18 protein-coding genes are annotated in these 21,368 nt (G+C 44.6%); 11 read left to right on the forward strand and 7 right to left on the reverse strand.

Features of this window, described 5'->3' with window-relative positions; translation table 11 throughout:
- Positions 1 to 30: 30 nt before the first annotated feature.
- Complete coding sequence (locus DC094_RS09565; RefSeq protein ID WP_116686897.1) at positions 31 to 1,383, reverse strand: PAS domain-containing protein; 1,353 nt, start codon at positions 1,381 to 1,383, stop codon at positions 31 to 33.
- Positions 1,384 to 1,576: 193 nt separating this feature from the next.
- Between DC094_RS09565 and DC094_RS09570 the strand changes: the two genes are divergently transcribed.
- Positions 1,577 to 2,374, forward strand: a complete 798-nt coding sequence (locus DC094_RS09570; RefSeq protein WP_255420883.1) for a phosphoadenylyl-sulfate reductase — start codon at positions 1,577 to 1,579, stop codon at positions 2,372 to 2,374.
- Positions 2,375 to 2,468: 94 nt separating this feature from the next.
- Here the strand turns inward: DC094_RS09570 and cysB are convergent, their stop codons facing one another.
- The gene (gene cysB / locus DC094_RS09575) at positions 2,469 to 3,437 is read right to left on the reverse strand and encodes an HTH-type transcriptional regulator CysB (protein ID WP_116686898.1); all 969 of its coding nucleotides are present in this window, start codon (positions 3,435 to 3,437) and stop codon (positions 2,469 to 2,471) included.
- 234 nt (positions 3,438 to 3,671) lie between these two features.
- On the opposite strand from cysB, the gene DC094_RS09580 reads away from it, so the two are divergent.
- On the forward strand, positions 3,672 to 4,442 hold the full coding sequence (locus DC094_RS09580; protein WP_116686899.1) for a sulfite exporter TauE/SafE family protein: 771 nt from the start codon (positions 3,672 to 3,674) through the stop codon (positions 4,440 to 4,442).
- A gap of 58 nt (positions 4,443 to 4,500) precedes the next feature.
- Here the strand turns inward: DC094_RS09580 and DC094_RS09585 are convergent, their stop codons facing one another.
- Both DC094_RS09585 and DC094_RS09590 read right to left on the reverse strand, forming a co-directional pair.
- Entirely contained in the window at positions 4,501 to 4,743 is a 243-nt protein-coding gene (locus DC094_RS09585) for a DUF2970 domain-containing protein (protein WP_116686900.1), read from the reverse strand.
- A gap of 22 nt (positions 4,744 to 4,765) precedes the next feature.
- A complete protein-coding gene (locus DC094_RS09590) occupies positions 4,766 to 5,653 on the reverse strand; it encodes an esterase-like activity of phytase family protein (protein ID WP_133245513.1) in 888 nt (295 codons plus the stop codon).
- Positions 5,654 to 5,817: 164 nt separating this feature from the next.
- Between DC094_RS09590 and DC094_RS09595 the strand changes: the two genes are divergently transcribed.
- Positions 5,818 to 7,482, forward strand: a complete 1,665-nt coding sequence (locus DC094_RS09595) for a nitrite/sulfite reductase (RefSeq protein WP_116686902.1) — start codon at positions 5,818 to 5,820, stop codon at positions 7,480 to 7,482.
- Positions 7,463 to 7,957, forward strand: coding sequence for a DUF934 domain-containing protein (locus DC094_RS09600; protein WP_116686903.1), 495 nt, complete (start codon positions 7,463 to 7,465; stop codon positions 7,955 to 7,957). The genes DC094_RS09595 and DC094_RS09600 overlap by 20 nt, the downstream gene beginning before the upstream one ends.
- Positions 7,958 to 8,058: 101 nt before the next feature.
- Here the strand turns inward: DC094_RS09600 and sohB are convergent, their stop codons facing one another.
- Positions 8,059 to 9,099: a protease SohB gene (gene sohB, locus DC094_RS09605; RefSeq protein WP_116686904.1), complete on the reverse strand. Its 1,041-nt coding sequence runs from the start codon at positions 9,097 to 9,099 to the stop codon at positions 8,059 to 8,061.
- Between the two features lie 142 nt (positions 9,100 to 9,241).
- Between sohB and DC094_RS09610 the strand changes: the two genes are divergently transcribed.
- The 4 genes from DC094_RS09610 to DC094_RS09625 all read left to right on the forward strand — a co-directional run bounded on the left by DC094_RS09610 (position 9,242) and on the right by DC094_RS09625 (position 14,669).
- A complete protein-coding gene (locus DC094_RS09610; RefSeq protein ID WP_116686905.1) occupies positions 9,242 to 9,598 on the forward strand; it encodes an SCP2 sterol-binding domain-containing protein in 357 nt (118 codons plus the stop codon).
- Between the two features lie 353 nt (positions 9,599 to 9,951).
- Positions 9,952 to 11,874: a PrkA family serine protein kinase gene (locus DC094_RS09615; protein ID WP_116687131.1), complete on the forward strand. Its 1,923-nt coding sequence runs from the start codon at positions 9,952 to 9,954 to the stop codon at positions 11,872 to 11,874.
- Between the two features lie 15 nt (positions 11,875 to 11,889).
- Positions 11,890 to 13,146 carry a YeaH/YhbH family protein gene (locus DC094_RS09620; RefSeq protein ID WP_116686906.1) on the forward strand — a complete coding sequence of 419 codons (1,257 nt, stop codon included), beginning with the start codon at positions 11,890 to 11,892 and terminating at the stop codon, positions 13,144 to 13,146.
- A complete protein-coding gene (locus DC094_RS09625) occupies positions 13,143 to 14,669 on the forward strand; it encodes a SpoVR family protein (RefSeq protein ID WP_116686907.1) in 1,527 nt (508 codons plus the stop codon). Before DC094_RS09620 ends, DC094_RS09625 begins: the two co-directional genes overlap by 4 nt.
- Before the next feature lie 110 nt (positions 14,670 to 14,779).
- Here DC094_RS09625 and DC094_RS09630 read toward each other — a convergent pair whose 3' ends face one another.
- A complete protein-coding gene (locus tag DC094_RS09630; protein ID WP_116686908.1) occupies positions 14,780 to 15,181 on the reverse strand; it encodes a hypothetical protein in 402 nt (133 codons plus the stop codon).
- A gap of 216 nt (positions 15,182 to 15,397) precedes the next feature.
- On the opposite strand from DC094_RS09630, the gene DC094_RS09635 reads away from it, so the two are divergent.
- The 3 genes from DC094_RS09635 (at position 15,398) to DC094_RS09645 (ending at position 19,518) form a co-directional block, all read left to right on the forward strand.
- The gene (locus tag DC094_RS09635; protein WP_116686909.1) at positions 15,398 to 18,244 is read left to right on the forward strand and encodes a polymorphic toxin-type HINT domain-containing protein; all 2,847 of its coding nucleotides are present in this window, start codon (positions 15,398 to 15,400) and stop codon (positions 18,242 to 18,244) included.
- Positions 18,245 to 18,640, forward strand: a complete 396-nt coding sequence (locus DC094_RS09640) for a hypothetical protein (RefSeq protein ID WP_116686910.1) — start codon at positions 18,245 to 18,247, stop codon at positions 18,638 to 18,640.
- Positions 18,641 to 18,876: 236 nt separating this feature from the next.
- Positions 18,877 to 19,518 carry an IS4 family transposase gene (locus tag DC094_RS09645; protein ID WP_158527280.1) on the forward strand — a complete coding sequence of 214 codons (642 nt, stop codon included), beginning with the start codon at positions 18,877 to 18,879 and terminating at the stop codon, positions 19,516 to 19,518.
- Between the two features lie 205 nt (positions 19,519 to 19,723).
- Here DC094_RS09645 and DC094_RS09650 read toward each other — a convergent pair whose 3' ends face one another.
- On the reverse strand, positions 19,724 to 21,367 hold the full coding sequence (locus DC094_RS09650; RefSeq protein ID WP_133245514.1) for a lytic transglycosylase: 1,644 nt from the start codon (positions 21,365 to 21,367) through the stop codon (positions 19,724 to 19,726).
- Between the last annotated feature and the right edge of the window lies 1 nt (position 21,368).

Here is a 21,368-nt window from a genome sequence, read left to right on the forward strand (position 1 = left end):
ACAGGGAAAAAATTACAGCCACAACGAGCTTTATTGTGGCTGCAGTTCTGCAACAAATAACCAACTAATCATTAAATAACGGCCTTGTTGTTCAATAGATAATCGTCCTTGGTGTAATTGCACCACCAATGTATCCATTAAGGTATGCAGCCAAAACGGCATTTCACTTTTATCGACACCGCCAATCATTAACTGCAACCCATAATAACAATCTTGGTTAATCTGATGGATTTGTAACTGAATCGGGTAACCTGACAACCAATATTGCAGTTGCACCAAGGTTTGTAACAGGTAGTTATCTACCAGCCGAATAGTCACCGCGCCGTAATCTAAATTGAGCTGCAAATCAAGATCAGCTTTACCTGCAAGTACTTCTGCTGCCATTCCTGTTAATTCTGGCAAACGCAGCTGCACCCATTGACCATGCGGCCAAGCTGCTTTTGATGGAGATAGCTTTCCGGCCAGCTGACAAAGTTCTTGATGAGACTGTTGCTCTGCTAGTGACGAATTAGCTAACTGCAATTGATCATGCTGGCGTAGCAGGCTGTCGCGAATCATCCGCATATGAAGCAACTCTGCCGCAGCTTCCATATCTTGCGGTGTTTCGATTGCCGCCGCTGCTGGTTCTAACCTGACCCAACTCTCACCGGAAACTGCCTGCCAATAACCTAGGCGGAAACTACGCTTTCCTTCCCGGGCATAGGTAGACAACAATTGCGGCAAATAACGGATTTCTCGCTCGGCATTTAAGATTTTCTCAATCGGCAATCTTCCATCTTCAAACCCATTACCCGTCATTTGTTGAAGCTCAGGAATTAGTGTTTTTAATTGATTACCGCTGACCTGTTGGGTAAATAAACGCTCGGCAAATCGGTTGGCTTGTAAGATATGTCCAGTTTCATCAACTAGTAGCAACGCATCTTGAATGCCTTCTACTAATTGTCGCTGACGATCTAGCATTTTTCCGGCTTGTTGCCTGAGTCGAAATACCTGAGTTTGATCATGGACTTCCAACAATAGGAATTCAGTTTCATCCTGATTATTATCAACCGGTGATAAAGAAACTTCCCACCAGCCTTCTCCAGTATCCAACCTAGCTCGCAATCCGGCGCGACGTACCTTTATTCCCAACAAAGCATCATCAAGCGCTTCTTTAAGAAAAGAGATTTCCCAGCCTTTTTCATACCAGCAAGGCCAAAACCAGATAGGTTCACCGGTCAGCGTTTCTTTACCCATGCGAACTGCCAAAGATCGGGGCGCTTCTAATGCAACGCCTTGGCGATTAATCACCAGCTGCCATTGAAAGCTGGGGCTGGCAGGCGGTGCTAATAATAATGAAGTATCGCCCTGGCGCAGCTTATCGATATATTGTTTAAATCCCACTGAAGCTCCTTGTCCTATGGGATGCTTCGCCCAGGTTGTTTGGTTTTTTTATATACCCGACTGAAACAATGTTATTAATAATCGTTCTAAGTGAGCTAACTGATTTCTGATAGTGTGCATTGCTAATCATTACAGAAATAAAACTAGAAGTATGTCCGCCAATCGTCCAATCACCTCTGCTGGTGGTTGCACTATGCTGAAGTCAGCTTGGCCGACCAAACTTCAATTTGCTATCGCCGAGGAATTGATGAGTACGCCTGCATTTAATCCTGAACAATTTGCCGAACAATACGTCAATGCGCACCCGCTTGAGATCATGCGCCAAGCAACTGCTGCCTTTGACAATATCGCTATTTCATTTTCAGGTGCCGAAGATGTCATTTTGATTGATCTGGCATTAGCCACGGGCAAACCAGTCAAGGTTTTCAGCTTGGACACTGGCCGCCTCCACCCTGAGACCTATCAATTCTTTGATGCAGTGGAAAAGCATTTCCAGATCAAAATCGAGTTTTTGTTCCCAGACCATCGCGATGTTGAAGCACTGGTAAATCAGAAAGGCATGTTCAGTTTCCTTGCGGACGGCCACCAGGAATGCTGCGGTGTCCGCAAAGTAAAACCGCTTGAAAGAAAGCTGGCAACTGTCGATGCTTGGATCACCGGACAGCGAAAAGATCAAAGCCCGGGCACTCGAAGCGCCGTTTCTGTAGCCGAATTAGACAACAGGTTTTCCTTGCCGGGTAAGCCATTGTTCAAGTTCAACCCACTAGCTGGCTGGAAGAGCGCTCAGGTCTGGAATTATCTGATCGAGAATAAAATTCCGGTCAACAGCTTGCACCAGCAAGGCTTCGTCAGCATTGGCTGCCAGCCTTGTACTCGCCCAGTTTTACCGGGACAACACGAACGTGAAGGTCGCTGGTGGTGGGAAGAAGAAACCGCCAAAGAATGTGGTTTACACAAGACCAGCGATATTTCAGTTCTGCCAATTAAATAGCGAGCTTGCTACAAAGCTCTTTCGCATAAAAAAGCCTGACACTTCTTATCAAGCGTCAGGCTTTTTTCATTCTTTAAAGGAGGCTTCGAGCTACCTAAAATTTTGGCAGTTCAATATCATCAAATAATTTATCGCGAGCTTCTTGGTCATGACAGGCCATAGCTTGATCCACTAGCTCTTTATTTAGGTGCGGTGCAAAGCGCTGCATAAAGTCATACATATAACCGCGCAAGAATGTACCTTTTCTAAAGCCAATTTTAGTGATGCTTGACTGGAACAGATGCGAAGCATCCAATACAACCAAACCATCGGCTACTTCATCAACCGCCATTTTGGCCAAAATACCAACACCCAAACCTAATTTTACATAGGTTTTAATCACATCCGCGTCGGCAGCGGTGAACACCACTTGTGGATCAAGATTTTTGGCAGTGAACGCGTCGTCTAACTGAGAACGACCGGTAAAGCCAAACACATAAGTCACCAATGGAAAGCTAGCGATATTTTCCAGCGTTAACGGCATATCAATCAACGGATGACCTTCTGGCACCACCACACATCGGTTCCACTCATAACAAGGCATCATGATCAGATCCTTGAAATGCTCCAATGCTTCGGTAGCAATTGCGAAATCAGCTCTACCAGTGGCGGCTTCTTCCGCAATTTGTACCGGGGTACCCTGATGCATATGCAATGATACATCCGGATAGCTATCAATGAAGCCACGAATGATCTTCGGTAGCGCATAGCGCGCTTGAGTATGGGTCGTAGAAATCGTCAAGCTGCCTTCAGTTTGTGCACTGTACTCCTGCGCCGCTTGCTTGATACTTTGTACCTTGGACAGAATCTCTCCCGCCTGCTTAATGATTACTTCACCAGCAGGAGTTACGTGGGTTAAATGTTTGCCGCTACGAGCAAAAACCTGCACACCCAGCTCATCTTCCAACATTCGAATTTGCTTGCTGATACCAGGCTGAGAGGTAAACAAACTTTCAGCGGTCGCTGAAACATTCAAGTCGTGACGGGCGACTTCCCAGATATAACGCAGCTGCTGCAACTTCATAACAATGTCTTCCAAGGCAAGTGGTACAACTCAAGCTACCTCAAATGTGGGCTTGTTTCATTTTGAGGTGGCCCGGCCATATATCAATATAGAATAAAAATAGTGGTAAATATTCTTTAATGGCATAGTAAATAGCGATTACAGTAACTCGTCAAGAAAAAGATGGCTGACTTATTCATCTATCGTCATCAAACATATTTTTTCTGCAGGGTTAACTGGAGCATTGCCTGACTAATGGAGCTAATCGGATACATTATCGCCGGTTCACTGGTGGGATTTGTCGTAGGCATGACCGGTGTTGGCGGCGGCTCGCTCATGACACCTCTACTGCTGTTCTTTGGCTTTCCTCCCGCAACAGCAATCGGCACTGATTTGCTTTTTGCTGCAATCACTAAATCCAGCGGCACCTTTCTTCATAATAAAAGCAAAACCATCGACTGGACGACTGTCGGTTGGTTAGCCAGTGGCAGCTTACCTGCGACTTTAGTGACAATTTATGGCCTAAATCAGCTGGAAGATATCGGTAAGAGTTACGAAGGCGTGTTGACGGTTTCGCTCGGCGTAATGTTAATTCTGACGTCGCTGGTGCTGTTGTACCGCAATCGCATTCAAGCTCATCCGGTTGAGCCTGGCAGCTGGTTACAACGCCACCGCCGAGCAATCACTTTAATCACGGGTGTGGCGTTAGGCGTACTCGTGACTTTATCTTCGGTAGGTGCCGGTGCATTTGGTGCTGCGATATTGATGTACTTGTATCCGCACATGTCGAACCGGCAGATTGTCGGTACTGACCTTGCCCACGCCATTCCACTAACGGCACTGGCAGGCTTAGGGCACTTACATTTAGGAAATGTTGATTTTCAATTACTCGGTGCCTTGCTGGTTGGCTCATTACCTGCCATTTATTTTGGCACCAAGCTCGGTGCCAAACTGCCTGATAAAGTGATGAAACCGATTCTAGCCTCTGCTTTGATGCTACTTGGCATAAAATACGCGCTGTTTTAAACAGCGCATATTACTTTAACTGTTCGGTATTATTGACTTAATACTATTTGATTGGTTATTACTGGCTTGGCACTACCTGACTGACAATTAAATATATCGATACCAAAAACACCACCAATAGAAAAATCCCAGCGCCAATCATCATCCATGGTGATACTTGCTCTAAATCTTTCTTTCGGGTCGTATCACTGCCAACGCCAATAAAACTGCGTACCGCACCGGCTAATGCATCAAAAAAATGCCGCAAACCGCTACCAGAAATAGAGTTTGCGGCTTTATCAATTAAAAATTTACTGAGCATTATCAATGCCTGCCTTGGCTGATTATCGGGGAGTTATGCTAAACCTTAGCAACCAACCCTGATCGTGCCCACCTACTTCAGCTAGCTTTCGGTTGTTATCTAATACCAGATACAAATCCTTGTCGACTACTTCTAATCCTTCCGCAATTTCATGCTTTTGCGGCACAAATCGATATTTTGGCAACTGCAAGGTGGCTGACAAATCGAGCAATTGTTCGGTAGTTGCCGTGTTATTGAGCAAGTCCAACTGCATTTTTCGCACCCGCATTTGGCTGCGCTCTAGCACCCACAAAAAACCATCAGCAACAGCTAATCCTGAAATATCTTCAAAGGCTTCACCTTTAACTGCTAATTGAGTCAATTTGGTAGGATTTTGTTTCAAATCGAGATACACCAGTGCCGCAGGGGATCGCTCCAGTCCTAGCACTACACCTTGAAATTTTATTTTTGCTCGCGAGTTTTGCTGTGCTTGCTGCTGCTCAGGCCAAAACGTGACTGCTTCTATTCCAGCATTAAATTTTTGCCCCAACTGCAATCGCTCAAGCTCTGAACGCAAATCAATTTGCCGCCGCTTATTACCCTGACCATCGAGAAGCAACAACCAAGATTTATACTCACTGGCAATCATGGTTTGGCTTGGCAAACAGGAAATCGCTTCAAAGTCGTAATCCTTGCCGCTAACCAATTTGATAGCACCGGCCCAAGAAGCTTTGATTTGTAGTGGTTGAATTTTCCACTGTAGCGGCTGACCGGTTACCGGCAGATCAAACTGCCAAACTTGCTGATCTTGACGATCACTAACCATCGATAGCCGATGATCACAAAGCGATAATCCAGAGGGATCTTGCAAGGCTTTCGGCAATTTCCAGCTGCCGGATAAATCGACTATTCCAATAGGCTCCCCTGCCATAGCAGCGCCAGAAACCAATAAAAAAAATGTGCCTATCGATAAAGGAAGTTTCAAAACGCCTCTTATAACTTTTTTCACAATACTTATGACCAATAATTACTTTCGAGTATATAGGATGCCTGTTATGTTCCATCGACGCTGGGGTTTGCAGAAAAGAATTTACCATGTATCGCTACGATGAGTATGACCAACAATTGGTCGACGAACGAGTTCAGGAATACCGGGAACAAACCCGACGTTATCTTGCCGGAGATTTAGCCGAAGAGGAATTTCGTCCGCTTCGATTAATGAATGGCTTGTATGAACAGATTCATGCGCCGATGCTCAGGGTAGCGATCCCCTACGGATTGCTGAGCACTGAACAACTGCGCAAATTAGCCTTAATTGCCGACAAATACGACAAAGGCTATGGCCACATCACGACTCGCCAGAATATCCAGTTTAACTGGCCTTCGCTGGCAAGTGTCCCTGATATCTTGGCTGAATTAGCTAGCGTGCAAATGCATGCCATTCAAACTAGTGGCAACTGTATTCGTAATGTCACTTCTGATCCTTTAGCCGGGGTTGCCGAAGACGAAATCCTTGATGCTCGCCCCTATTGCGAGATCATCCGTCAATGGTCGACCATGCACCCGGAATTCACTTATCTGCCACGTAAATTCAAAATTGCTGTCAGCGGTTCGACTAACGACCGCTCTGCAGCACGAGTTCACGATATTGGTCTGGAAGTGCAAAAAAATGATCAAGGTGAAATTGGCTTTAGAGTACTGGTAGGTGGTGGCTTAGGTCGAACGCCATTTATTGCTAAAGAATTGCGTGAATTTCTAGCCGAGCAAGATTTACTGTCATATCTGCAAGCTATTTTGCGGGTATATAACCGATTTGGTCGCCGTGACAATAAATATAAAGCACGCATCAAAATTCTGGTTAGCGCGCTAGGTATTGAAGAATTTGGCCGCCAGGTTGAACTGGAATGGCAAGAAATTCGTGAATCTTCGTTAAAGCTAGATCCAAAAGAACTGGATTATCTGCGCAAACGGTTTATTCAGCCGGCATATTCTGCCGAAGCTGCATTGGATAGCGGACAGTTCAGCGAATTACAGGTTAAGTCTTCTGAATTTAACAAATGGATTGAACACAACACGGTTGGCCATAAAGTGGCTGGTTATCGCGCGGTGTACATTCCACTAAAAGGCAAAGAGCGCGTTCCGGGTGATATTACCTCGGATGAAATGCGCACGGTTGCCGAACTAGCAGACAGATTCAGTCAGGGCCGAGTCGTCACTACTCATACCCAGAATTTGTTACTGCCGGTGGTAGAAATTCGTCAGCTGGCCCTACTATGGGAACAGCTGCAAACAGCAGGGCTAGCAACGCCGGTCATTAATCGCGCGCTTGATATTATCTGCTGCCCAGGGCTCGATTTTTGTAGCTTGGCCAATTCCCGCTCCATTCCAATTGCATTGCAATTACAGCAACGCTTTGATGATCTGGATTATCAGCATGATATCGGCGAGCTAAGAATGAATATTTCTGGCTGCATGAATGCTTGCGGCCACCACCATGTCGGTCACATCGGTCTTTTAGGTGTTGATAAAAAAGGTGAAGAATTTTATCAGCTCACCTTGGGTGGCAGTTCAACTAATGATGCAACACTCGGTAAAATTATTGGCCCGGCTTTCCCGGCAGATAAAATTATCGATGGTATTGAAAATGTTGTGCAGCAATATCTGGCAGAGCGCCAACCAGAAGAACGCTTCCTCGACATGGTGCGTCGGGTAGGCGGAAAAGCTTTCAAGGAGGCCGCGTATGGCAACCATCAGAAATAGAGTCATCAGCGATGAGCTTTGGCTAAATGCAGCAGATGAGCCAGAGTCGGATCCAACTAACGCTGCTTCAAAAACCTATCGCTATTTGCTGTTAGAACAATGGCAACAGCAGTCGGCTGAACAGCAAGCACAATTAGTACCGCTGCTACCCGGCGATATTGACCCTGCGGAACATTTGCAGCAATTACTGCCGCTGGCGGCAATTGCGATTGAATTTCCAAGTTTTGCGGATGGCAGAGGTTACTCAATTGCCACTTTACTGCGTGAACGTTACAGCTATAGCGGTGACTTGATTGCAGTCGGTGATATTTTGCAAGATCAGGCTGCCATGCTAACTCGCTGCGGCTTTAACGTGTTGGTACTGCGCCATGATCAACCCGTTGAAGCAGTACTGAAAAAAATTGGTCAATATGCAGTCAATTATCAGCCTGAAGGTGAAAGACCACCTTTATGGCGCAAACGCCTGCAAAGCTAATCAGAAAGTACTAATTAGTGAAAAACAAAAAGCCCGCTTTGATAATTCAAAGCGGGCTTTTTGTTTACTGATCAAAGCAATATCAACCCAACAAAAGTAGATTACATATGACGCTGCTTAAGCATACGAGTCCAGATTTTATCGACAATAGAATCAACCGATGAAGCAGCTAATCCTGGAATTTTGTCCTTTAGACCTTTCTTGAAGCTGTAGCTGATTTCAATCAGATCCAACTCATCACGCTTGCTCATCAGGTATTCATCGCTGGTTTGTATCGCATCAACCAATTTCAGATCTAATGCTTGCTTACCGTACCAATGCTCGCCAGTTGCCACTTGTGACATATCGACCTGAGGACGGAAACCTTCAATATGAGATTTGAACAGTTCGTGAGTTTCTTCCAACTCAACCTGCAGCTTTTCGCGTGCTTTATCAGTCGTTTCACCAAACAAACTCAAAGTTCGTTTGTATTCACCGGCACTGAGTTGTTCAAAATCGATATTGCTCTTTTTCAACAACCGGTGGAAATTAGGAATCTGCGCTAATACACCGATAGAACCGATAATTGCAAAGGGTGCCGAGACAATTTCATCAGCCACTGCAACCATCATGTAACCGCCGCTCGCTGCAACTTTATCAACCGATGCCGTTAGCTTTAGGCCGTGGTCTTTAATTCGCTGCAATTGTGCCGCAGCCAAACCATAACCGTGAACCGTACCGCCACCGCTTTCCAATTTTAACAAAACCTGATCGTCTTTTTCTGCTGTCAGCAAAATCGCACTGATTTCTTCGCGCAGATTAGTGACAGCTGAAGCTTGAATGTCACCGTTAAAGTCCAGAACATACATACGAGGTTTAGTGACTGCTTCGCTATTTTTTTGTTTGTCTTGTTTTTGTTTGGTTTTTTCGGCTTTCTTTTGCGCCTTGCTCCACTCTTTGAAAGCCTTTTCGTCCATCACACTGCTGCGAATCGACATCTCTAGGCTTTTAAAATGTTCATTGAGTGAACGGGTTTCCAGTTGCCCTTCCTTGCCGCCACTCTTTCCCTTGCCTGATGCGACAATTGCAATCAAAACACCCGCTGCAATTACAAAGGTAATTGTCTTGGCGAGAAAAAGTCCGTATTCGCTAAGCCACTCCATCTAATTCTCTCTCCTATACACAAATTTATGGTCTGGATGCATGATACACCACCAAGGCCTGAGCTTTGAAAGGCAATTGCCACTGATCACACATTAAGATAGATTGAAGCGCTAAAACCGGTTGCATAAAAAAAGGGAAAGCATGACAAATCAAGCTGCAAGTTCCGAAATAAACGCCGATGAACTGGTAAAAGCTTATCCAAAACTGTTTCGTCCGGATGTCGCTGAAAAAGAAAATCTCAGTGGTGATTTCCAAATCCGCTTAACTGATAGCGAACAGTGTTGGTTTACCCGAATTGAAGACAATCAGTGCACTATCCACGATGGTGACGCCGCAGAACCCACTTTCACCCTGATTACTGACACCAGCAATCTCATATTACTGGTCAAGGGCGAACTGAATGAAGCGATGGCGGTAATGCTGGGCAAAGTCAAACTGGAAGGCAATATTTCTGCAGCGCTAAAATATATTCGTTGCTTTGATAAATTGAAAAATTAATTGCTAAAAAATCAGTTGATACAACCTTGTACAAAACTGGCCGTTCAAAAAGTAACAACTCCCCCTCCTCATAAAAGAAAAAAATGAAGAGCATTTTTCATAAATGCTCTTTTTTGTGCTTTCTTTATATATATCCAAGCCACTTCAAAATATGCATTTCAGGGCGGCTAAATCCCGCATTTTGAAGTAGCTTGAACATTATCAGCAACTTCAGGCAACCAGTCGGCGGTTTGTTGGTCTAACAATTCATTACGTTTGCAGACGAATACACTGAAAAACAGTCTTTTCAGGCAATTTTGGCACGCCGCCTGAAACCATGGAATGGAATCCAACCTTTTAAGGAGGTGATGGCAGTGAGCATTTTCAATCACTATCAAGCACGCTATAAATCCCACTTGGAAGAAGAGATGAGCCTTCAGGATTACCTGATGCTTTGTAAAGAAGATCCATTAAGCTTCGCCTCATCAGCCGAGCGGCTATTAAAGGCAATTGGTGAACCTGAACTCATCGACACTTCTGATGATGCACGATTGAGCAGAATCTTCTCTAACAAGGTAATAAAGCGCTACCCAGTTTTTAGCGAATTTTATGGCATGGAAGAAGCAGTGGAACAAATTGTTTCTTATCTAAAGCATGCCGCTCAAGGACTGGAAGAAAGCAAACAAATTCTTTATCTGCTTGGCCCAGTCGGTGGCGGTAAATCCTCTCTGGCAGAAAAGCTAAAAGCGCTAATGGAAGATCAGCCCTTTTATGCCATTAAAGGCTCTCCGGTTAATGAATCTCCGTTAAGCCTGTTTGACCCAGATATTGATGGTGATTTGCTCGAGCAAGAATTTTCAATTCCTCGACGTTATACGAAAACCATCATTTCACCCTGGGCAGTTAAACGACTGCATGAATTTAAAGGTGATATTTCCAAGTTCCGAGTGGTTAAACGTTATCCATCTCGCCTCGATCAAGTTGCTATCGCCAAAACCGAACCAGGCGATGAAAACAATCAAGATATTTCGGCATTAGTGGGCAAGGTCGATATTCGAAAACTCGAAGAATACGCTCAGAACGACACCGATGCTTACAGCTTCAGCGGTGGTTTATGTTTAGCAAACCGGGGCTTGCTAGAATTTGTTGAAATGTTCAAAGCACCGATCAAAGTATTACATCCATTATTGACCGCCACTCAGGAAGGCAACTACAACGGCACCGAAGGCATCTCCGCACTTCCTTTTGATGGCATTATTCTCGCCCACTCCAACGAGTCAGAATGGCAAACCTTCCGCAACAACAAAAACAACGAAGCGTTCATTGACCGGGTTTATATTGTCAAAGTACCTTATTGCCTAAGAGTCAGCGAAGAAGTTGCTATCTACAATAAATTGGTAGAAAACAGCTCACTTAAAAAGAGTCCCTGTGCACCTCACACGCTCGATATGATTGCCCAGTTCTCAATTCTTTCTCGCATAAAAGATCCGGAAAACTCCAGCATTTATTCCAAAATGCGGATTTATGACGGTGAGAACCTTAAAGATATCGATCCAAAAGCAAAATCCCATCAGGAGTATCATGACTTCGCCGGTGTTGATGAAGGCATGTCAGGATTATCCACTCGCTTCTCCTATAAGATTCTTTCCAAGGTGTTTAACTTCGATACCACCGAAGTGGCAGCCAATCCAGTACATCTTTTATATGTACTAGAAAAAGAACTAGAACAGCAGCAATTCCCACAAGATATTCACGAACGTTATTTAGGCTTTATCAAAGGCTACCTAACACCGCGCTATATCGATTTTATCGGCAAGGAAATTCAAACAGCTTATCTGGAGTCCTATTCAGAATATGGCCAAAATCTGTTTGATCGCTATGTCACCTATGCCGACTATTGGATTCAAGATCAGGAATTCCGTGACCAAGACACCGGTGAGTGCTTTGACCGCCAATCACTGAATGAAGAACTAGAGAAAATGGAAAAGCCTGCCGGTATTAGTAATCCAAAAGACTTCCGAAATGAAATTGTTAACTTTGTACTGCGTGCCCGCGCCAGAAATAATGGCAACCCGCCGTTATGGACTAGCTATGAAAAGCTGAGAACCGTTATCGAAAAGAAAATGTTCTCCAACACTGAAGACTTGTTACCGGTTATTTCCTTTAATGCCAAAGCATCAAATGACGACTTACAAAAGCACGAAGATTTTGTCAGCCGCATGGTAGGAAAAGGTTATACCAACAAACAAGTACGATTGTTGTGCGAGTGGTATTTACGAGTTCGCAAAGCCTCATAAGCGGAGGTTGTCGCTATGGCAAATATCATCGACCGTCGTCTTAATGGAAAGAATAAAAGTGCTGTCAATCGACAGCGCTTTTTACAACGCTATCGCCAGCAAATAAAAAAGTCGGTTACTGAAGCAAGTAAAAAACGCAGCATTACCGATACGGTAAGCGGCGAAAGAATTAATATTCCAGTAGAAGATTTACACGAACCCAATTTTGGTCACAACCAAAATAGTGGCAAAAAAAATACGGTTTATCCGGGCAATAAAGAGTTTATGCCCGGAGACCGAATTGCTCGCCCACCTTCCGGCGAAGGTGGCTCTGGTAGCGGTGATGCCAGTCCCGACGGCGAAGGTAACGACGATTTCATTTTTGACATCTCTCGCGATGAATATCTTGATTTACTGTTCGAAGATCTGGAACTGCCAAATCTAGAGCAGAAAGATCGCACCGACTCAACCGAAACCGCCAAGGTTCGTGCTGGCTTCACCACCAGTGGCATACCGACCAATTTGCATGTGGTTCGCTCAATGAAAGCCTCTCTTGCTCGGCGAATTGCCCTGACTTCCCCATATAAAAGAGAGCTCAAGGCATTAGAACAACAGCAAGCTAACTTTGATGAAAAACACCCTGAATTCCTAGCACTGCAGCAGCAAATCGATCTATTAAAGAAAAAAATTAAACGGGTACCTTTCCTTGATGATTTTGATCTGAGATTTCGCAGCTATACCACCGTACCAGTGCCAAGCAGTAAAGCCGTGATGTTTTGCTTAATGGATGTTTCTGGTTCGATGGACCAAGCGACCAAAGATATGGCAAAGCGTTTCTTTATTTTGTTGTATTTATTCCTGAATAAAAATTACGAACACACCGAAGTGATTTTTATTCGCCACCACACCCAGGCCAAAGAAGTCGATGAGCATGAGTTCTTTTACTCGCAAGAAACCGGTGGCACGGTAGTTTCAAGCGCACTGGAATTAATGCGTACCATTATCGACCGCAGCTTCCCTTCAAGTAGTTGGAACATCTACGCAGCCCAGGCTTCAGATGGTGATAACTGGGCCAAGGATTCGCCCTATTGTGCTGATTTATTACGCAATCATATATTGCCTAAAACTCAGTTTTTCAGCTACATAGAAATCACCACCGCACTACACCAAAGCTTATGGGATGAGTATAAAAAAGTTTCTCAGGACAGCAATAATTTCCAGTTAAAACGCATTGAATCGGCGGCAGATATTTATCCAACTTTCCGTGAACTCTTTCATAGGCAGAGCGTATGACCCTGGCAGGAAATACTTCACCCGACATGCTTCCACAAGGCTCAGAGTGGAACTTTGAGCTATTGGATATCTATCATGATGCGATAGAAAAACTAGCTAAGTCCCACCAGTTAGATACCTATCCAAATCAGATCGAAGTGATTACCGCAGAACAAATGCTCGATGCCTATTCTTCAGCCGGTATGCCTTTGGGCTACAGCCATTGGTCATATGGCAAGCAATTTCTCGACTTGGAGAAGTTGTATAAAGGCGGCCATATGGGTTTGGCTTATGAAATTGTAATTAATTCCAGCCCATGCATTGCCTATTTAATGGAAGAAAATAGCTTGCCGACGCAAGCGCTTGTTATTGCTCACGCCTGCTTTGGTCATAATTCATTTTTTAAAGGTAATTATTTATTCAGAGAATGGACCGATGCAGCAGCAATTATTGATTACATGCTGTTTTCCAAAAACTATATTCGCCAATGTGAAGAAAAACATGGCCAGGCTGAAGTAGAAAAACTGCTCGATTCTTGCCATGCATTAATGAATTATGGTGTCGATCGTTACAAGCGCCCCTCTCCTATTTCGATGGAAGAAGAAAGAGCGCGCCAGACTAATCGTGAAGATTATCTGCAATCACAAGTCAATGATTTATGGCGCACCCTACCGAAAAACCCCAATGCCGAACAAGTCAATCAGCAGCAGCGCTTTCCAAGCGAACCACAAGAAAACCTGCTGTATTTTATTGAAAAGCACGCACCTTTACTTGAACCATGGCAGCGTGAAGTAGTCAGGATTGTTAGAAAGGTCAGCCAATACTTTTATCCGCAGCGACAAACCAAAGTGATGAACGAAGGCTGGGCAACTTTTTGGCATTACACCTTATTAAATGACCTATTTGATCAAGGGCTAGTTGGCGATGGGTTTATGCTGGAATTTTTACATCAACACAGTAGCGTGACCACTCAACCACCGTTTGATCACCCCGGTTTTAGCGGCATTAACCCCTATGCATTAGGTTTTGCCATGTTTCAAGATATCAAACGAATTTGCCAGCACCCAGACGATGAAGACCGTCATTGGTTCCCAGAAATTGCCGGTAGCGATTGGCATACCACGCTCGATTTTGCGATGCGAAATTTTAAAGACGAAAGCTTTATTGCCCAATACCTATCGCCTAAGCTGATTCGTGAATTTCGCTTATTCTCGGTAAACGACGACACCCAGCAGCCGACATTAGAAATTGACTCCATTCATAATGAAGCTGGCTATCAGCGAATTCGTGAGCTGTTATCCAGCCAATATAATCTGAGTAATCAGGAGCCAAATATTCAGGTTTGGGATGTCAATCTAAAAGGCGATCGGTCACTCACTTTGCGTCATGTTCAGCATAATAAAAAATTGCTGAACACTGATGTTAATGAAGTGTTAAAACACTTACACCGATTGTGGGGCTTTAACGTCAAACTAGAATCTGTTGCCGAAGACCACCGTGGCACCCAATACTTTCAATGCCCTGCCAAAGAAGCCAGCGAATAGCTGGCTTCTTTTTATTATCACTACTGAGGGCTGGAACAGTCATCCCGTCAGGGAATGACGGGATCCAGCCACATGGAAGTGGCGTTTTAATTTTAGATCTTCAACAAACTCTAAATGCGCCGCTGAATCTTTGAAACCACAAACAAATACGCCATACCTGCCAGCATCGAATACAAACAAAACGACACAAAAATAAGCGCTATTTCCAGGGCACTTTGAAAACTCAAATACAATACGCTAAGCGCCACTACCGAAAACAACCACTGCGTGCAATACAACAACTTGCCAGCAGCAACCGGGAAGTATTTATCTGAAATACTCAAACTTCCCATCGAACAAATAGCATGAATCAGCCCCACACCAATCGATGTAATAAATATCAGCGATACCCAGCCATCACAGCCGGCTCGACGACCACAATCTATCGAAGTGTAAGATTGAATGGTTGCCGCTAGAACAGCAAATATCACTACGGAAAGCCAAGCCGAACAAAAAAATCTTACCGATCGCATATTTACTCCTGATATCCGATTCACTCAAAACTAACCAACCCATATACGACAAGGCTTTGCTCAAAACGATCAATGCAAGCGACAGTGAATTAAAGCAAAGGAGAATACAACCCCTCTAGCAAGCACTTCACAGCAGTTAAAGTACTCTCAATCGCCAGTAATGGTGATAAAGCCAAACCGGTCTTTGCTTCCAACTTTGACCCGGCTTTCCGCGGCGTGCTTTCTGATAAGCAACAGGCTGAACCTGGCACTTATAAAATATCCGACCTCGGTGGTGAATCTGCCCAAGATATCGCGATTCAACGGTGGGGCGATGCCAGCAAATGGTACATCGTCGCCGAAGCCAATGGCCTAACCAGCGCTACCCAAAAAATTGGCCACGGTACCGTGATTACCCTGCCCAATAAAATCATCAACGTCAGCAATACCTCGGATGTGTTCAAACCCTACTCGCCTTCCGAGGCAATGGGCAATACCTCCCCGACCCTGCCGGATGCACCACCGCCAAAAGACCCAGGTTGCGGAATCAAACAGATCGTGATGATCGTGGTGATTATTATTGCGACGATTTATACCGCGGGAGCGGCGCTAGCAGCACTTGCTCCAGCAGCAGCCGGTGCAGCAGCCGGTGCAGCGACAGGTATTTCTGCAACGTTTGCTGCAGGCAGTGCAGCCTTGACAGGAGCGGCAATATCTTCAGTAGGAACAGCAATAGCGACTGTAGCATCAGCTGCTATTGGCGGTTTTGTAGGCTCGCTAGCCGGTCAGGTGGTCGGTAAAGGCCTTGGAATTGTCGATAAAATTGACTTTACCGCTGCAGCGAAGAGTGCCGGAACTGCTGCCATAGGGTCTCTGGTTGGCGGTGCTTTGAAGGGCGTAGATAATCTTCAATATTTTGAACAAGCTAGCGGCGCTGTAAAGGGTGGTGAAGCGCTTACCAAATGGGGTTACCAATTAGGTCGTGCGGCGGTCTCTAATGCCGCAACCCAAGGGTTGAGTATGGCCTTTGGCCAGCAAGAAAAATTCAGCTGGGATAGTTTCCGTTTTTCGGTCGCCAATGCAGCGGTAGGCGGCTCGGTTCGTAAGGCCGTAGGCGGCGTAGCCAAGCCATTAACCAGTGCGATCTCAGGACTGGAAAGTACTTGGGCTAACACCGCAGCACAGGTTGCTATTGATGCTGTGGCATCAGAAGGGATTAAAGCTCTGGCCTATGGAAATGATTACAAGTTCGATCCCAACCAGTTCGTCGGCGATATCATCGGAGATTCGATTAAATCTGAAGTATTAGCTCGCCATAGTGCGCAAACCTTAATTAATCAGGCTGGCAAACAAACAGATGGTTTACTGGAAAAGCAGCAAAATCAAATTATTCCAGTTAAAGGGCTTAAAGAGGACCAAGGGCTTTTAGGTAGCTATCAAAAAAATGGCGATATTCTAATTGACCAAGGGCTGCTGGATGCCGCGAAAAGTGGTGATGAAACAGCCATTGCCAGATTGTTATCTGTAGTCCGTGAGGAACAAGGGCATGCAGCCGCTGCCGTAATAGAAAAAGAGCTAGGTGGTCAAGACCTACCAGGTGATGAGGGGGCGGTACTGTCGTATCTGGCACTCCAAGGCTTGGCAGGTCAGGATAAGGTGGATTTCGCACTGCAAATTGGCGACGAAACCTTAAGCTTCACCACTTCAGGAAGTGCCATTGGGGAGGTTCTAGACACCGATTATAGCCTGGGTCGTTTACTCGGTGATTCTCAGGCTGATGGTGCCGAACACCGTCGTGCAGATCTGGGTTATTGGGAAGGCAAAGTCCTTAATAAAGCAATCGATTATGCCGCTAAATTAGGTCAGTGGGGCCAGGCGCTGAACCAGAAGATTGCAGATAATCCTAATGCTGCAGATGCGGTAGCCACTGCTCTAGCAATTGCAACGCCTGTGCAAACAGTCATGATGATGTTGTTGGAACGCACCAGCGTTTATCAGCAATTGCAAGATAAATTAAACGGCGCGCAAGATGAAGCAGCCAATTGGTTGGCAGAAACGACAGGTCGTGATGAAACCGTCATCCGTGATGCAGCATTAGGGCTTTCCATTGGCCTGACACTGGCTACGGGAGCCAAGGGGCTCATCAAGCGACTGCCAGGTATTGTTGACAACGCAAAGGATTGGTTTGCTCGGCGCAAATCTGGAAGAGTTGATGCGCCACAGACTCAACCTTCACAACAAGTAGCGGATGGTCCTGCATGTTTTGCCGCTGGCACGTTGGTGCAAACCGAGCATGGACTACAAGCTATTGAGACCATAGCAGTAGGTACTAAGGTTTGGGCACGTTGTGATGAAAGCTATCAAACCACCTACAAAACAGTATTGCACCGTAAAATCACCCCGGAAAAAACACTACGGCGCATTACCATTGTTGATGCTGCGGGGCAGCAAGATTATTTTGATGCGACTGATGAGCACCCAATATGGGTGAATGATTGTGGCTGGCGCGAGGCACAAGCGCTCGAGCCTGGCACGCCTTTGGTAGATTATCAGGGCCAAGGTCTGACAGTGGTCAGCAACCAGCCATTGCCGGGACTGCATACGGTATATAATATTGAGGTTGATGACTTCCACACCTACCACGTTGGTACCCTGAAAGCATGGGTGCATAATGACGCGAGGTGTATGGAGAATCATGCAGGTACTCTGGTTCTTGGTGGGCGGCATCGAGATACAAAGGTAAACGGAAAGCAAAACAACACTGAGTCTCATCATCCTATTGCAGATGACTCTAGTGATATCATTGCTAACGATGCTTTGGCCATACGAATGGATAAAGATGACCATATCTGGAGAACTGGGAACTGGGGTAATAGAGCTTCATCAAAAAGGTTTAGAGCAAAACAAACTGTGTTAGTAGAACAGGGAAAATATGACGAGGCCTTGCAAATGGGCATTGATGATATCCAGCTTCGAAATCCAGGAAAATATGACGAACATATTCGTCAAATGCTTGAAAGTGCTCCAAAAAAGCCGAACGATTCAATCGATTGGTCGCAATTCAAGCGAAAGAAAGGAAAGTAAATGCATTTAACACTCGAAGCAAAAAAGGGAGCGCCCCCATTTTTTTTGGGCGCTAAAAGAGATGATATAAAGCAACTGCTTTTACCAGCTATTGCGACGACTCACCTCATGGAGCCTGAAAATGACTTCTACGAAGGAGAAGGTTTGATTTTGGGATATGATTCAAATGAAAATCTTGAGTATATTGAAATTCTGAAGCCCAACCTGGTTGAATTTGAAAGCTTAAAGTTGTTTTCTTTAAGCGCAGAAAGAATAATTTCCGCACTCAAAGAACTTGGTCATGAAGCACCATATAACGATGGTGGATATATTTTTAAATCTATAGGTATAGCTTTATATTGCCCGATGGAAAAGATCGAGAGTGTATCTATTTTCCAAGACGGATACTATGATTAATCTAAAAAGACACAACGCCACCCATTATATTTTTTATATCCACCAAAAAATATTCAATTTCTCATATGGTTGCAAGTGATTTATTATCTTGCAACCGTTGAATTTTGCAGTGAAAATGACGCCACCCAACGTAAAAACTATGCAAGATAAAAAATAACTTATGAGTAAACTGGTCGGGTTGTTTATTAGTTTGCTTTTTATAAAAATATTTTATTCTTGACCAAATGCGATTGTGGGTGGCAAGTGTTTCGAGAAGCACTAAAGCTGGCGTTAAAATCCACACGGTATATGACCCGCATGCAAAAGTGCCAGTATTCTTTGAAATCAGCCATGCAAAAGTGAATGACCGCAAGGTTTTAGAGCATTTACCGGTACTACCTGAAATGACGTATGTGTTTGATCGAGCGTACAATGATTACGGTTGGTACTATATGCTTTGCCAGCAAAACACTCGATTTGCAGGGCGAATGAAAAGCAACGCTCAATATGAAATCATTGAAGAAAAAGCAGTCAATCAGCCCAGCCTTCTTCACGACCAAGTAATTAAGTTAAGTGGTCTTGCAGGTAAAAAATGCCCTCAAAACCTTCGTCGAATAACGATTATCCGAGAAGAAGATGGCAAGGAACTGACATTTATTAGTAATGATTTAAAGTGTGAAGCACAAGAGATTGCTGCGCTATATAAATCACGCTGGCAAATTGAATTGTTTTTTAAATGGATCAAACAAAATATAAAAATAAAACGGTTTTTAGGTCGCTCGGAAAATGCGATAAAGATTCAGATTTTGGTAGCAATGGTTATTTATTACTGCGACTGGCTCAAATTGGAAGTGCGAGCAAGAGATCTTTACAAGGGATTGCCAAGCTTATCCGTTTGAACCTGACCAGCTCGATGTTTAATAGATTTGATCACGAAGCCGCCGGAAACAGAACCTCCGGTGCAAGCCTCGCTACAGCACGAGCTGAGGCTTGTTATTCAATGACCGGACAGTAGTGCTTACTGATCAAAAAAAACCGCAACGATTAGGGCCGTTGCGGTTTTTTTCAAATTTCGAGACTGCGGAGCATGCTCTTATTGCTTCGCTAACCTTTAGACGTCTGCTTCAACACATCCACATAAAGCTTCACTCGCTGCCCTGGCTGGATATATTTACCCGTCACCTTAGGATTCCACAATTTAATCTGTGAAATTTTCACTTTAAATTTGTTAGCGATTCGCGCCAAAGAATCACCATTGCGAACGGTGTAAGTCACTTTACGCATTCGGGTGGATTTTTTGGTTGCTTTCCAAATCACCAACTTTTGGCCGAGCTTTAAAGCGTCTTTCGGGGAAATACCGTTCCACTTGGCCAATCGGCTAGTAGAGGTTTTATATTTCCGACTCAAATCCCACAGCGTATCGCCGCTTTTTACGATGTGCTGTAGTTTAATGCTGCCGCGACGGCGATTTTGAATTTTCTTCAAACGCTGGTCAGCACTTAATACATAGCTTTTTGCCGGCAATGCCGAAGATGGCAGCATCAGCTTTTGCCCTGCCCGGATATTATTTCCAGAAAGACCATTTACCTGCTGAATCAGTTTTACCGTCAAACCCTGTCGTTTAGCAATTCGCAGTAAGCTATCGCCAGATTTAATCGTATAGCGTTTCCAACTGACCCGCTGTTTTTTCGGTAGTTTTTTTAATGCTGCGACAAATGCATCTTTCTTGGTTTTAGGCAGCATAAAGCCAAAACCTTTGCCCGGTGGGGTTGCCCATTGATTGAGCGATGGGTTATAGCGATAAACCTCATCAATTGTCAGCCCGCTTAATTCAGCGGCCTGTGCGATATCTAGCTGGTAATCGAGCTTAATTCGAGAAATAGCCACCTGGTTGGGTACTGATTTAATTTTCAGATTATATTGCTTCTGATTTTTAACCAGTTCTGCCAATGCCAGTAATTTAGGTACATAATGGCGGGTTTCTTTTGGCAGTTGTAAATGCCAAAAGTCAGTTGGTTTTTTCAGCTTTTTATTTTTTCGAATTGCCCTTAGTACAGTACCTTGGCCAGAATTATACGCCGCTAGCGCTAATAGCCAGTCGTCATCAAATAGACCATGCAAATATTCGAGGTAAGTTAATGCAGCATCGGTCGAGCGGTGAATATCGCGTCTTTCGTCAATCCACCAATCTTGCTCTAATCCGTAATGGCGCGCAGTACCAGGAATAAACTGCCAAATACCGGAAGCACGACCGAATGAATAAGCAAATGGATCAAAAGCACTTTCAACAATTGGCAGCAATGCTAATTCTGGGGGCAGTTTACGATCACTAATCATTTGAGCAACGTGGAACAAATAAGGCGAAGCCCGATCAGAAACACGATTCAAATAAGCGGGGTGCTTGGCATACCAGTTGACCTGATTCTTCACTCTCGCCTGATGTGTGTGAGTTGCCAAGGTGAAATTAAAAGCGAGTTGCCGCCATAAATCACCATCTGCTCGACCAAATAACGGCTGAACCATTTCCAGTGTGACAGGGTCTGGTTTGATTTCAGGTAATGCAGGTTCAATAGCGATTGAGTCTGATTCAGACTGCTGCTCAATAACTGATGGCTGCTGCGATACTTCGACCTGGTTATTAACTAACTCAGGTTGGTGCTCCCCCGGCTTTACTGATTGATCCTGACAAGCAGATAGCATCAATACAGATAAAACCAGTGTCGGCAATAAATACGTCGACCTTCTCAAA

This window comes from Pelagibaculum spongiae (assembly GCF_003097315.1).
GTDB lineage: Bacteria > Pseudomonadota > Gammaproteobacteria > Enterobacterales > Pelagibaculaceae > Pelagibaculum > Pelagibaculum spongiae.